Source organism: Kitasatospora sp. NPDC015120, from assembly GCF_043080305.1.
Lineage (GTDB): Bacteria > Actinomycetota > Actinomycetes > Streptomycetales > Streptomycetaceae > Kitasatospora.
Window position 1 is genome coordinate 428349 of the sequence record NZ_JBIBVJ010000004.1, and the last position, 13441, is coordinate 441789.

Sequence of the window (13441 nt, forward strand, 5' to 3'; positions counted from 1 at the left end):
CGCTTCAGACCATGGAAGGTCCTCAGAAGATGTCGGCTACCCCCGTGCCCGCTGCGTCCCACGACGCCGGGAACCCCGCCATTGAGTCGCTCTACGCCGAGGTGCTCCGCCGCAACCCCGGTGAGCCCGAGTTCCACCAGGCGGTGCACGAGGTCGTGGAGACCCTCGGCCCCGTCCTGGAGCGCCGGCCCGAGCTGGCCGACGCCCGCATCGTGGAGCGCATCGTCGAGCCCGAGCGCCAGGTGATCTTCCGCGTGCCGTGGACCGACGACCAGGGCCGGATCCACGTCAACCGCGGCTTCCGGGTGGAGTTCAACAGCGCGCTCGGCCCGTACAAGGGCGGCCTGCGCTTCCACCCCTCGGTGAACCTCGGGATCGTGAAGTTCCTGGGCTTCGAGCAGATCTTCAAGAACGCGCTGACCGGCCTCGCCATCGGCGGCGGCAAGGGCGGCTCCGACTTCGACCCCAAGGGCCGGTCGGACGCCGAGATCATGCGCTTCTGTCAGTCCTTCATGACCGAGCTGCACCGCCACCTGGGCGAGCACACCGACGTCCCGGCCGGGGACATCGGCGTCGGCGGCCGGGAGATCGGCTACCTGTTCGGCCAGTACAAGCGCATCACCAACCGCTACGAGTCGGGCGTGCTGACCGGGAAGGGCATCGGCTGGGGCGGCTCGCAGGCCCGCACCGAGGCCACCGGCTACGGCTGCGTGCTCTTCACCCAGGAGATGCTGCGCGCCCGCGGTGAGGAGCTGGACGGCCTGCGGGTCTCCGTCTCCGGCTCCGGCAACGTCGCGCTCTACGCGATCGAGAAGGCCCAGCAGCTCGGCGCGACCGTGGTGACGGCCTCCGACTCCACCGGCTTCGTGGTGGACGAGAAGGGCATCGACCTCGACCTGCTGAAGGAGATCAAGGAGGTCCGGCGCGGCCGGCTCACCGAGTACGCGGAGCAGCGCGGCAGCCACGTCCGCTACCAGGAGGGCACCGGCGTCTGGAGCGTCCCGGTGGACGTGGCGCTGCCCTGCGCGACCCAGAACGAGCTGGACGAGTCGGACGCGCTGGCGCTGGTCCGCGGTGGGGTGCGGGCGGTCGCCGAGGGCGCCAACATGCCGGCCACCCCGGAGGCGGTCCGGGTCTTCCTGGAGGCCGGGGTGGCCTTCGGGCCGGGCAAGGCGGCCAACGCGGGCGGTGTCGCCACCAGCGCGCTGGAGATGCAGCAGAACGCCTCGCGCGACGTGTGGTCCTTCGAGCGGACCGAGGAGCGGCTGGCCGCGATCATGCGGAACATCCACGCCGCCTGCTACACCACCGCGGAGAAGTACGGCCGTCCCGGGGACTACGTGCTGGGTGCCAACATCGCCGGCTTCGAGCTGGTGGCGGACGCGATGCTGGCGCAGGGCCTGATCTGACCCCGGGTCACCACCGCGCCTCCCCGGCCGGAGCGGACCGCTCCGGCCGGGGAGGCGCCGTGCCGTGGCCGCGGGACACGCCCCCGGCCACCCGACCGGAGCGGGCACGGGATGTCGGGTCCGGGCGGGCGGCGGCTGCCTACGGTGAAGGCGTCAGAAGGAAGGACGGGGGCGGGGAACGGTGCTGGACCGGCTGAACCAGGCGATGGAGTACATCGAGGAGCACCTCGACGACACGGTCGACGCGGCCGAACTGGCGCGGATCGCGGTCACCTCGGAGTACCACTTCCGGCGGCTGTTCTCGGCGCTCGCCGGGATGCCGCTGTCGGAGTACCTGCGCCGGCGCCGGCTCACCCTGGCCGGGGCGGAGGTGCTGGCCGGGGAGCGGACGCTGCTCGACGTGGCGGTCCGCCACGGCTACGGCTCGGGCGAGGCGTTCGCCCGGGCGTTCCGGGCGATGCACGGGGTCGGCCCCGGCGAGGCCCGGCGCTCGGGCGCGGTGCTCGTCTCCCAGCCCCGGATGTCCTTCCGCCTCGTCATCGAAGGGAGCAGCAGCATGGAGTACCGGGTCGTCGAACGGCAGGCCTTCCGGATCGTGGGCCGGCGGGCGCGGGTCCCCCTGGTCCACGAGGGGGTCAATCCGGCGATCGCCGCGTTCGTCAAGGGCCTCGGCCGGGAGGAGACCGACCGGATCGCGTCCCTGTCGGACCAGGAGCCGGCGGGGATCGTCGCGGCCACCGAGTTCTTCTCGGACAGCCGGGAGGAGGGCGTCCCGCTGGACTACTACCACGCGGTGGTGACCGGCACCGGTGCCGAGGTGCCGCAGGGCCTGGACGTCCGCGAGGTCCCGGCCGGCACCTGGGCGGTGTTCGCCACCACCGGGGCGTACCCGCGGGCGTTGCAGGAGATGTGGCGGGACGTCTTCACCCAGTGGTTCCCGTCCAACCCGTACGAGTTCCGGCGCGGGCCGGAGATCCTGCGGGTGGACGTCCGGCCGGGCGGCGAGGAGGCCGGGGCCGAGCTCTGGATCCCGGTCGTCCGGGCGGGCGCCCGTTCGGACCAGTAGGAACCGCCTCCCGACGGCTCCCGCCCCCATGCTGGGGCGGGGGCCGTCGAGCGGAGAGTGGAGCGGGGATGCCCAAGGCGTTCGGGTTCGTCGACTACGGCGGGCCGCAGATGCAGGAGTTCCTGGACCGGCCGGTGCTGGAGCCCGGCCTCGGCCAGCTGGCGGTGGCCGTCCGCGCGGCCGGGGTGAACCCGGTCGACTGGAAGATCCGCCGGGGCTGGCTCGGCCAGGTGCGCGAGCTGCCCGCCGTCATGGGCACCGAGGCGGCCGGGGTGGTCGAACGGGTCGGGCCCGGCGTCACCGGGTTCACCCCGGGCGACGAGGTGTTCGGCATCGCGGCGGCCGGCGCGTTCGCCGAGCAGACGCTGCTGGCCGCCGCGTCGAGCGCGGTGAAGCCGGCCAAGGTCGGCTTCGACCAGGCCGCGACCCTGCCCGTGGCGGCCGCGACCGCCGACGACGCGGTGCGCGACGTCGGCGTGGGCGCCGGGCAGACCCTGCTGATCCTCGGCATCGCCGGCGGCGTCGGCAGCGTGGCCGCCCAGATCGCCCGCAGCCGCGGCGTCCGGGTCATCGGCACGGCGGGCGACGCCAACCGCGGGTACGTCGAGTCGCTGGGCGCGGTGCAGATCCGCTACGGCGAGGGCGTCGCCGACCGGATCCGGGCGGCCGCGCCGGACGGCGTGGACGGCCTGCTCGACCTGGTCGGCGGGGACGACGCCCGCGCCGCCGCGGTGACCCTGGAGGACCGCTCCCGGCTGGTGTCCACCGCCGACCCGACCACCGCCGAGGAACTCGGCGGGCGCTACCTCACCCGCTCCACCAGCCCCGGGACCCTCGCCGCGCTGGCCGAACTCGTGGCCTCGGGCGAGCTGGACCCCCACATCGCCGGCCGCTACCCGCTGACCCGCGCCGCCGAGGCCGTCGCCCTCGTCGAGTCGGGGCACGCGCGCGGCAAGGTCGTCCTGGAGATCGGCTGAGGGAGGGGCGCGATGAAGCAGCGGACGGTGACCACCGGCGGCCCGTGCTGGGTCGAGCACGGCAGTGCCGACCCGGCGGCGGCGCAGCGGTTCTACGGCGAACTGTTCGGCTGGCAGCCGGAGCCCGACGAGCGCCCCGAGGCCGGCGGCTACACGTTCATGAGGCTGGACGGGGCGGTGGCCGCCTCCGTCGCCCCGCTCTACGGCGAGGGCCGGCCCACCGCCTGGAGCGTCTCCTTCCTGGTCGAGGAGGCCGACGCCGCCGCCCGCCGGGTGGTGGAGGCGGGCGGCACCCTGGTCGTGCGGCCGACGGACGCGCTGGACCACGGCCGGTTCGCGATCGCGGCCGACCCGTCCGGCGCGGTGTTCGGGATCTGGCAGGCGGGCCGGCTGCGCGGCGCCGAGGTGCTGAACGTGCCCGGCGCGCTCGGCTGGGTGGAACTGCTCACCCGGGACCCGGACGGCGCCCGCGCGTTCTACCCGGCGGTGTTCGGCTGGACGGCCGGCCCCGCCGGACCGTACAGCCAGTGGGGTCTGGCCGACGGCGACTTCGGCGGCATGCTGGCCATGGGCGAGGACTTCCCGCCGCAGGTGCCGCCGCACTGGCTGCCGTACTTCTCGGTCGCCGACGTGGACGTCTCGGCGTTCCGGGCCGGCAACCTCGGCGCGACCGTGCTGGTGGCGCCCGCCGACCTGCCGGGCGGCGGGCTGCGGACCGCCGTGCTGCGCGACCCGGTGGGCGCGGCGTTCGGCCTCTACTTCCGCTCGGCGACCAGGGGAGCGGGCTGACGCCGGCGCACGGCCGCCGCCGCGGCCCCGGCCGTCACCAGGACGGCGGTCAGCGGCACCGCGTCCCCCACCCGCAGGTACCAGGTGGACGTGGCGGGCGCGGTCAGCGGCAGGTCCACCACCAGCGCGCCGGTGTCGTCCGTGCCCAGCCGCGCCAGCTCCCGCCCCTGCGCGTCGAAGGCGGCCGACACCCCGGTGAGCGAGGCCTGCACGGCGGGCCGCCCGGTCTCGGCGGCCCGGATCGCGGCCAGCGAGACGTGCTGCTCGGGCGCCCAGCTCCGCTGGAAGGTCGAGGTCGACGACTGGTAGACCAGCACCCGGGCGCCGTCCCGGGCCGCCGTGCGGGCCATGTCGGGGAACGCCGACTCGAAGCAGACCAGCGCGCCCACCGGCAGCGGCCGTCCCGAGCGGTCCACGGCCGGCAGCAGGTGCTGAGCGCTGCCGGGCGCCCGGTTCTCGCCCGCCGCCCGGCTGACCCCGGCGATCCAGCCGAGCACCGGGCGCAGCGGGATGTACTCGCCGAACGGCACCAGCCGGATCTTCCGGTACCGGTCGGCCACGCCGTCCGGCGACACCAGCACGGCGTCCTTGGAGATCCGCCCGTCCGCCTTGCGGGCGTCCTCGCCCGCCAACAGTCCGGCGCCGGTCGCGGCGGACAGCGCGCGCAGCCGGCCGAGCGCCGCCGGGTCGCGGTCGAGGTCGGCGGTGGTGCTGGACTCGCCCCAGACCACCAGGTCCACCGGCTGCTGCCCGACCAGGGCGGCGGTGGCGCGGGCACTGGCCTCGAAGCGGGCCTGCGGATCCTCGACGATGCCGGGCTGGACCAGCGCGATCCGCACCTCCCGCGGCTCACCGGCGGCGGGGGCCGCAGGCGCCGGGCGCAGCGCGAACAGCAGCGGCCCGGCCGCCAGCGCCGCCGCCGCGAGCAGCGCGGCCGCCGCCCGGGGGCGCGGGTCGACGGCGGTGAGCAGCACCAGCACGGCGGTGTTGACCGCCACCACGGCGGCGCTGACCAGCCAGATCCCGCCCGCCGAGGCCAGCGCCAGGACGGCCGGGTGCTGCCACTGGGTGGCACCGAGCAGCGCCCACGGCCCGCCCAGCGCGGGCCAGGAGCGTGCGTACTCGGTGGTCAGCCAGACCGCCGCGACCACCGGCGGCGCGAGCAGCGCCCGGCGGACCGTCAGCGGCGGGCGCAGCAGCCGCCACACCGCGACGCCCACCCCGGCCTGCAGCGACCCGAACACCACGGCGATCAGCGGCAGGGCGGGCCCGACGGAGGACAGCAGCCAGGACATCCCGGTCAGGATGAACCCGGCGCCGAACCACCAGCCGCGCACCGCCGCCTCGCGCGCCCCCGGCGCGCGCTGCATCAGCAGCAGGCCGGGGACGAGCGCGACCCAGGCGAGCGCCGCCACCCCGGGCGCGGGGAAGGCGAGCACCGGCAGGGCCCCGGCGGCGAGCGCCGCCAGCCGGGGCCGGTAGCGGGCGGCGGCCCGCCCGGGGCGGGAGGGGACGGCGGCGGCAGCCGGGGCGAGCGGGCCGGAGGGGCCGTCGGGGTCGGTGAGCAGGGAAGGGCGCGGCATGCCCCGTATTGTCCGCTTGGCGCGCCCCCGTCACCAGCCCCTCGATCACCCGGACGGCTCAACGGCCGACGGCGGGTCAGCCCTCCTCGCCCTCCAGGTCCCCCTCGGTCTCCAGGAACGCCGCCTGCAACTGCTCGATGAGCTCCGGATCCGGCCGCTCCCACAGCCCCCGGCTCGCCGCCTCCAGCAGCCGCTCGCTGATCCCGTGCAGCGCCCACGGGTTGGCGCCGGCCAGGAACTCCCGGTTGACCGGGTCCAGCACGTACTCCTGGGTGAGCTTCTCGTACATCCAGTCCGCGACCACGCCGGTGGTGGCGTCGTAGCCGAAGAGGTAGTCGACGGTCGCGGCCATCTCGAAGGCGCCCTTGTAGCCGTGCCGGCGCATCGCCTCGATCCAGCGCGGGTTGACCACCCGGGCGCGGAAGACCCGGGCCGCCTCCTCGGTCAGGGTGCGGGTGCGGACGGTCTCCGGGCGGGTCGAGTCGCCGATGTAGGCGGTCGGCGCCCTGCCGGTGAGCGCGCGCACGGTGGCCACCATGCCGCCGTGGTACTGGAAGTAGTCGTCCGAGTCGGCGATGTCGTGCTCGCGGGTGTCGGTGTTCTTCGCGGCGACGGTGATCCGCCTGTACGCGGTCTCCATCTCCTCGCGGGCCGGCCGGCCGTCCAGCCCGCGCCCGTAGGCGTAGCCGCCCCAGACCGTGTACACCTCGGCGAGGTCGGCGTCGGTGCGCCAGTCGCGGCTGTCGATCAGCTGGAGCAGACCCGCGCCGTAGGTGCCGGGGCGGGAGCCGAAGACGCGTACGGTGGCCTTGCGCTCGTCGCCGTGCACCGCGAGGTCGGCCTGCACGTGGGCGCGCACGTAGTTGTCGGCGTCGGCCTCCTCCTGGGCGGCGGCCAGGCGCACCGCGTCGTCCAGCAGGGCGACGACGTGCGGGAAGGCGTCCCGGAAGAAACCGGAGATCCGCAGCGTGACGTCGATGCGCGGGCGCCCCAGCTCCTCCAGGGCCACCACCTCCAGGCCGGTGACCCGGCGCGAGGCGTCGTCCCAGACCGGGCGCACGCCGAGCAGCGCGAACGCCTCGGCGATGTCGTCGCCGGCGGTGCGCATCGCGCTGGTGCCCCAGAGCGACAGGCCCACCGACGGCGGGTAGGCGCCGTCGTTGTCGGCCCGGTAGCGCTCGACCAGCGAGGCGGCGAGCGCCTGCCCGGTCTCCCAGGCGAGCTTGCTGGGCACCGCCTTGGGGTCGACGGAGTAGAAGTTGCGGCCGGTCGGCAGCACGTTGACCAGCCCGCGCAGCGGGGAGCCGGACGGGCCGGCCGGGACGAAGCCGCCGCGCAGCGCGTGCAGCACGGCGTCCAGCTCGTCGGTGGTGGCGGCCAGTCGCGGCACCACCTGGACGGCGGCGAACTCCAGCACCTCGCGCACCGCGTCCGGCAGGCCCTCGGCGGCCTTCGCGGCGGCCTCGGGCGCCCAGTCGGCCGCCTCCATCGCCTCGACCAGCTCGCGGGCCTTCGCCTCGGCCGCGTCGGTGGCGCCGAGGGTGAGCGCGGCCTCGTCCAGGCCGAGCGCCTCGCGCAGGCCGGGCAGCGCGCTGACGCCGCCCCAGATCTGCCGGGCGCGCAGGATGGCGAGCACGATGTTGACCCGGTCGGTGCCGGCCGGCGCCTGGCCGAGGACGTGCAGGCCGTCGCGGATCTGGGCGTCCTTGATCTCGCAGAGCCAGCCGTCGACGTGCAGCAGGAAGTCGTCGAAGCCGTCGTCCTCCGGGCGCTCTGCCAGGCCGAGGTCGTGGTCCAGCTTGGCGGCCTGGATCAGGGTCCAGATCTGGGCGCGGATCGCGGGCAGCTTGGCCGGGTCCATCGCGGCGATCGAGGAGTGTTCGTCGAGCAGCTGCTCCAGGCGGGCGATGTCGCCGTAGGAGTCGGCGCGGGCCATCGGCGGCACCAGGTGGTCGACCAGGGTGGCGTGGGCGCGGCGCTTGGCCTGGGTGCCCTCGCCGGGGTCGTTGACCAGGAACGGGTAGACCAGCGGCAGGTCGCCGAGCACCGCGTCCGGGCCGCACTCGGCGGACAGCGCGGCGGTCTTGCCGGGCAGCCACTCCAGGTTGCCGTGCTTGCCGAGGTGGACCACGGCGTGCGCGCCGAAGCCGCCGTCGGCCTCCGCGGCGGCGATCCAGCGGTAGGCGGCCAGGTAGTGGTGGGACGGCGGGAGGTCCGGGTCGTGGTAGATCGCGACCGGGTTCTCGCCGAAGCCGCGCGGCGGCTGGATGAGCACCAGCAGGTTCCCGGAGCGGATCGCGGCGAGCACGATGTCGCCGTCCGGGTTCTGCGAGCGGTCGACGTACAGCTCGCCGGGGGCCGGGCCCCAGTGCTCCTCGACCTGGGTGCGCAGGCCCTCGGGCAGGGTGGCGTACCAGCGGCGGTAGTCGGCGGCGGGGATGCGCACGGGGTTGCGGGCCAGCTGGTCCTCGGTCAGCCAGTCCTGGTCGTAGCCGCCGGCCGCGATCAGCGCGTGGATCAGCGCGTCGCCCTCGTGATCGTGCTCGCCGTCGGTGTCCAGGCCCGGCAGGTCGCTGCCGAGGTCCATGCCCTCCGCGCGCAGCGCGGTCAGCAGCCGCACGGCGCTCGCCGGGGTGTCCAGGCCGACGGCGTTGCCGACCCGGGCGTGCTTGGTCGGGTACGCGGAGAGCACCAGGGCGAGCCGGCGCTCGGCGGCCGGGACGTGCCGCAGCCGGGCGTGCGCGACGGCGACGCCGGCGACCCGGGCGGCGCGCTCCTCGTCGGCGGCGTAGACAGTCAGGCCGTCCTCGTCCAGCTCCTTGAAGGAGAACGGGACGGTGATCAGCCGGCCGTCGAACTCCGGCACCGCGATCTGGGTGGCGGTGTCCAGCGGGGACAGGCCGTCGTCGCTGGCCTCCCACTGGGCGCGCGACCAGGTCAGGCAGAGCGCCTGGAGGATCGGCCGGTCCAGCGCGGCCAGCGCGCCGGCGTCCCAGGCCTCCTCGTCGCCGCCGGCCTGCGCGTCGGCCGGGCGGGTGCCGCCGGCGGCGAGCACGGTGGTGACGATCGCGTCGGCCCCGCCGAGGGCGGCCAGCAGCTCCGGCTCGGCGCCGCGCAGCGAGGCGCAGTAGTACGCACGGGCCTGCGCGCCCCGGTCCTCGATCGCCCGGCAGAGGGTCTCCACGAACGCGGTGTTGCCGCTCATGTGGTGGGCCCGGTAGTAGAGCACCGCGACGGTCGGGCCGGCGTCCGTGCGGGCCGTGCGCTCCAGCGGGCCCCAGGCCGGGGCGGAGGCGGGCGGGGCGAAGCCGTGGCCGGTGAGCAGCACGGTGTCGGAGAGGAACGCGGCGAGCTCGGCGAGGTTGGCCGCGCCGCCGTGCGCCAGGTAGGCGTGGGCCTCGGCGGCGATGCCGGCCGGGACGGTGGACAGCTCCATCAGCTGGGCGTCGGGGGCCTGTTCGCCGGTCAGCACGACCACCGGGCGGGGGCCGGCGAGCAGCGCGTCCAGGCCCTCCTGCCAGGCCCGGCGGCCGCCGAGCAGACGGACCACGACGAGGTCGGTGCCCTCCAGCAGGGCGGGCAGCTCCTCGGGCGCCAGGCGGGCGGGGTTGCCGAGCCGGTAGCGGACCGGCCCCTCGGAGGCACGGGCGCTCAGCAGGTCGGTGTCGGACGTCGACAGCAGCAGGATCATGCGAAGGCCCTCCCGGCCTCGGAGCCGCCCCGAGCCGAAGGGCGCGCCGGCGTTGACAGTGATGGGTGACAAGCGACTGACGAAGGAAGCAGGGCCGGAGCGAAGAGCGTCGACGGCGGCTTCGGGCGCCCGGCGGCGGGCGGGCGCGTGTGCAGGGGCACGGGCGTGGGCACGGGCGACCGCGGGGTCGCGGGCATGCGGCGGCGCATGGCGTTCGAGCCTTCCTCGGGGTCCGCGCCCCGGGCCGGTGGAGGACGGCAGGAGTTCCTGGCTCCCGCGCTCCACCGGCAGGCCCGGTGAACCGCGGTCACAGTGGCGGGACCGCACCGGGTTCGCACCGGTTTCCTCCCCTGCGCCGTCGCTGGCGTCGGACGGTCCGCGGGGACCGTCCGCGAGCATCGTACGGGGTGCGGCCGCACCGGGGGAGTGCAGGTGACGGGGGCGCCGGGCGGGGCCGGAGGTGTGAGCGACGGTACGGCGGCAACCCATCGGATCATCTGTATGCTCGCCGCCATGTCTCCCGAACCCGACGCCGCCGCGCCGGGCGCCGCCGTGCCCGACCGGGCGCGGGCGGACGCCTGCCCGGGGGCCCTTCGTCTGCACACCGCCGACGACGGCGCCCTGGCCCGGGTCCGGCTGCCCGGCGGACTGCTGACGCCCGCTCAGGCCCTCGCGCTGGCCGACGCGGCGGAGGAACTCGGCGACGGCCGGCTGGAGATCACCTCACGCGGCAACCTCCAGCTGCGCGGCCTGGCTTCGGACTGCGGCGGCGTACTCGGCGGGCGGCTGCGCGCCACCGGCCTGCTGCCCTCCGACACCCACGAGCGGGTCCGCAACATCGTCGCCTCGCCCGGCCCCGCCACCGGCCTCGCCGACGTGCGGGCCTGGGCGCGCTCGCTCGACCTCGCCCTGTGCGCCAGCCCCTGGGCGACCGCCCTGTCCGGCAAGTTCCTGTTCGCCCTGGACGACGGCAGCGGCGACGTCGCCGCGCTGGACGCCGATGTGACATTGATCGCAGGCCCGGACGGCACCGCCCTGCTGCGCCTCGGCCGGGCCGCCACCGTGCGGCCGGTGCCCGCCGGCCAGGCGCCGTGCGCGGCCCTGGAGGCCGCCCGCGAGTTCCTGGAGGCGCAGCGCGCCGCCGGGGTGCGGGCCTGGCACCTGCGCGAGGTGCCCGGTCTGCTGCCGCCCGGGCCGCTGCCGATGCCGGTGCTGCCCGGGACCCGCCCGCCGCTGGGCGCTCTGCCCGGGGGCGGCCCGCCGGCCGGGCCGCACGCCGGGCTGCACGTCGGGCTGCGGTTCGGCCTGGCCACGGCCGGGCAGTGGCGGATCCTGGCCGGGGCCGCCGAGGGCGAGCTGCGGCTCACCCCGTGGCGCGGCGCGGTGCTGCCCGGCGCGCCCGCCGGACGGCTGGCGCGGCTCGCGGCGGCCGGTTTCCGGACCGCGTCCGGGACGGCCTGGGACGGCGCGAGCGCCTGCACCGGGCTGCCGGGCTGCGCGAAGTCCCTGGCCGACGTCCGGGCCGACGCCGCCCGGGCACTGGACGGCGCGCCCGGCGGCGCCGGCGGCCTGCCGGTGCACTGGTCGGGCTGCGAGCGCCGCTGCGGCCACCCGGCCGGACGCCGGGTGGACGTGCTGGCGACCGGGCAGGGGTACCGGGTGGCGGTCGAAGGCGGGCCGCCGGGGCGGGGAACCGCCGTGGAAGTGACGAACGAGGAGATGGCCGCGGCGGTCGCCGCGGCCCGGAGGACCACCACGTGATCGAGTACGAGAAGGACGGCGCGTCCATCTACCGCCAGTCCTTTGCCACCATCCGGGCCGAGGCCGACCTCGCCGCGCTGCCCGCGGACGTCGCCCAGGTCGCGGTGCGGATGATCCACGCCTGCGGCATGGTCGACCTGGTCGAGGACCTGGTGTACTCGCCCGGCGTGGTCGCCTCCGCGCGCGCCGCCCTGCACGCCGGTGCGCCGATCCTGTGCGACGTCAACATGGTCGCCAGCGGCGTCACCCGCAAGCGGCTGCCCGCCGACAACGAGGTGATCTGCACCCTCACCGACCCGTCGGTGCCCGAGCTGGCCCGGGCGATGGGCAACACCCGCAGCGCCGCCGCGATGGAGCTGTGGCTGCCCCGCCTGGAGGGCGCCGTGGTCGCCGTCGGCAACGCGCCGACCTCGCTCTTCCGCCTGCTGGAGCTGATCGAGGCCGGCGCCCCGCGCCCGGCCGCGGTGATCGGCGTGCCGGTCGGCTTCATCGGCGCGGCCGAGTCCAAGGAGGCGCTCGCCGTGCACCCGGCCGGCCTGGAGCACCTGGTGGTCCGCGGCCGGCGCGGCGGTAGCGCGATGGCCGCCGCCGCGATCAACGCGATTGCGAGCGAGGAAGAATGACGGAGCATCAGCAGAACGGTCCGCAGGCCGGCCGGCTCTACGGAGTGGGCCTCGGCCCGGGTGACCCCTCCCTGGTGACCGTCCGTGCCGCCGAGCTCATCGGCAAGGCCGACGTGGTGGCGTACCACAGCGCCCGCCACGGCCGGTCCATCGCCCGGTCCATCGCCGAGCGTTACCTGACGGGCGATCAGATCGAGGAGCCGCTGGTCTACCCGGTCACCGTCGAGACCACCGACCACCCCGGCGGCTACCGGGGCGCGCTGGACGACTTCTACGAGGAGGCCGCCGCCCGGCTGGCCGCCCACCTGGACGCCGGCCGCGACGTCGTGGTGCTCGCCGAGGGCGACCCGTTCTTCTACGGCTCCTACCAGCACATGCACAAGCGCCTGGCGCACCGCTACCCGACCGAGGTGGTGCCCGGCGTCACCTCGGTCAGCGCGGCCGCGGCCCGGCTCGGGCAGCCGCTCACCGAGGCCGAGGAGACGCTCACCGTCATCCCCGGCACGCTGCCCGAGGAGGAGCTGACCGCGCGGCTGGCCGCCGCCGACTCCGCCGTCGTCATGAAGCTCGGCCGCACCTTCCCCACCGTGCGCCGCGCCCTGGAGCGGGCCGGCCGGCTGGCCGACGCCCAGTACGTCGAGCGGGCGTTCATGGCGGGCGAGCGGACGGCGCCGCTGGCCTCGGTCGACCCGGAGGGCGTCCCGTACTTCTCGGTGGCCGTGCTGCCCAGCAAGGTCGCCCCGCTGGAGCCCCCGGCGCCCGACCTCGGCGGGCCGGGGAGCGTCACCGTCGTCGGCACCGGCCCGGCCGGCCCGCTCTGGCTCACCCCCGAGGCGCGCGGCGCGCTGGCCGCCGCCACCGACCTGGTCGGCTACACCACCTACCTGGACCGGGTGCCGGTGCGCCCGGGCCAGGCGCGGCACGGCTCCGACAACAAGGTGGAGTCCGAGCGCGCCGAGTTCGCCCTCGACCTGGCCCGCCGCGGCCACCGGGTGGTGGTGGTCTCCTCCGGCGACCCGGGCGTCTTCGCGATGGCCACCGCCGTCCTGGAGGTCGCCTGCGAGGAGGAGTACCGGGAGGTCCCGGTGCGGATCGTGCCCGGCATGACCGCCGCCCACGCGGCCGCCTCCCGGGCCGGCGCCCCGCTCGGCCACGACTACGCGGTGGTCTCGCTCTCCGACCGCCTCAAGCCCTGGGAGGTCGTCGCCGCCCGCCTGCGCGCCGCGGCCGGGGCGGACCTCGTGCTCGCCCTCTACAACCCGGGCTCCAAGTCCCGCACCACTCAGGTCGGCCGCGCCCGTGACCTGCTGCTGGAGTACCGGGCCCCCGGCACGCCGGTGGTGATGGCCCGCGACGTCGGCGGCCCCACCGAACGGGTGCGCACCGTCCGCCTGGCCGACCTCGACCCGGCCGAGGTCGACATGCGCACCATCCTGCTCGTCGGCTCCTCCCAGACGCAGCACGTCTCCCGCGCCCCGCACCCGGACGTCACCTGGACCCCCCGCCGCTACCCGGAGGCCTGACCACCCGGTGCGGAAGGCC

9 protein-coding genes and 1 riboswitch are annotated in these 13441 nt (G+C 76.2%); of the genes, 7 read left to right on the forward strand and 2 right to left on the reverse strand.

Annotation, left to right across the window (positions count from 1 at the left end):
• Positions 1-29: 29 nt before the first annotated feature.
• The 4 genes from gdhA to ACF1AK_RS13625 all read left to right on the forward strand — a co-directional run bounded on the left by gdhA (position 30) and on the right by ACF1AK_RS13625 (position 4241).
• Entirely contained in the window at positions 30-1409 is a 1380-nt protein-coding gene (gene gdhA / locus ACF1AK_RS13610; protein WP_391498961.1) for an NADP-specific glutamate dehydrogenase, read from the forward strand.
• A gap of 181 nt (positions 1410-1590) precedes the next feature.
• On the forward strand, positions 1591-2475 hold the full coding sequence (locus ACF1AK_RS13615; RefSeq protein WP_391498962.1) for a GyrI-like domain-containing protein: 885 nt from the start codon (positions 1591-1593) through the stop codon (positions 2473-2475).
• A 68-nt stretch (positions 2476-2543) separates the two neighbouring features.
• Entirely contained in the window at positions 2544-3452 is a 909-nt protein-coding gene (locus ACF1AK_RS13620; RefSeq protein WP_391498963.1) for an NADP-dependent oxidoreductase, read from the forward strand.
• A gap of 12 nt (positions 3453-3464) precedes the next feature.
• Positions 3465-4241, forward strand: coding sequence for a VOC family protein (locus ACF1AK_RS13625; protein WP_391498964.1), 777 nt, complete (start codon positions 3465-3467; stop codon positions 4239-4241).
• Here ACF1AK_RS13625 and lnt read toward each other — a convergent pair.
• Both lnt and cobN read right to left on the reverse strand, forming a co-directional pair.
• Complete coding sequence (gene lnt / locus ACF1AK_RS13630) at positions 4208-5824, reverse strand: apolipoprotein N-acyltransferase (RefSeq protein ID WP_391498965.1); 1617 nt, start codon at positions 5822-5824, stop codon at positions 4208-4210. The genes ACF1AK_RS13625 and lnt overlap by 34 nt on opposite strands.
• A 76-nt stretch (positions 5825-5900) precedes the next feature.
• The gene (cobN, locus tag ACF1AK_RS13635) at positions 5901-9515 is read right to left on the reverse strand and encodes a cobaltochelatase subunit CobN (protein ID WP_391498966.1); all 3615 of its coding nucleotides are present in this window, start codon (positions 9513-9515) and stop codon (positions 5901-5903) included.
• A 261-nt stretch (positions 9516-9776) separates the two neighbouring features.
• Positions 9777-9863: riboswitch (cobalamin riboswitch) on the reverse strand.
• 165 nt (positions 9864-10028) lie between these two features.
• Between cobN and ACF1AK_RS13640 the strand changes: the two genes are divergently transcribed.
• The 3 genes from ACF1AK_RS13640 to ACF1AK_RS13650 are packed head-to-tail and all read left to right on the forward strand — an operon-like array spanning position 10029 to position 13422.
• Positions 10029-11276, forward strand: coding sequence for a cobalamin biosynthesis protein CobG (locus ACF1AK_RS13640; RefSeq protein WP_391498967.1), 1248 nt, complete (start codon positions 10029-10031; stop codon positions 11274-11276).
• Positions 11273-11899 (forward strand): precorrin-8X methylmutase, encoded by a 627-nt coding sequence (locus tag ACF1AK_RS13645; RefSeq protein ID WP_380287471.1) that lies wholly within the window; start codon positions 11273-11275, stop codon positions 11897-11899. Before ACF1AK_RS13640 ends, ACF1AK_RS13645 begins: the two co-directional genes overlap by 4 nt.
• The gene (locus tag ACF1AK_RS13650) at positions 11896-13422 is read left to right on the forward strand and encodes a precorrin-2 C(20)-methyltransferase (protein ID WP_391498968.1); all 1527 of its coding nucleotides are present in this window, start codon (positions 11896-11898) and stop codon (positions 13420-13422) included. The genes ACF1AK_RS13645 and ACF1AK_RS13650 overlap by 4 nt, the downstream gene beginning before the upstream one ends.
• Positions 13423-13441: the final 19 nt, after the last annotated feature.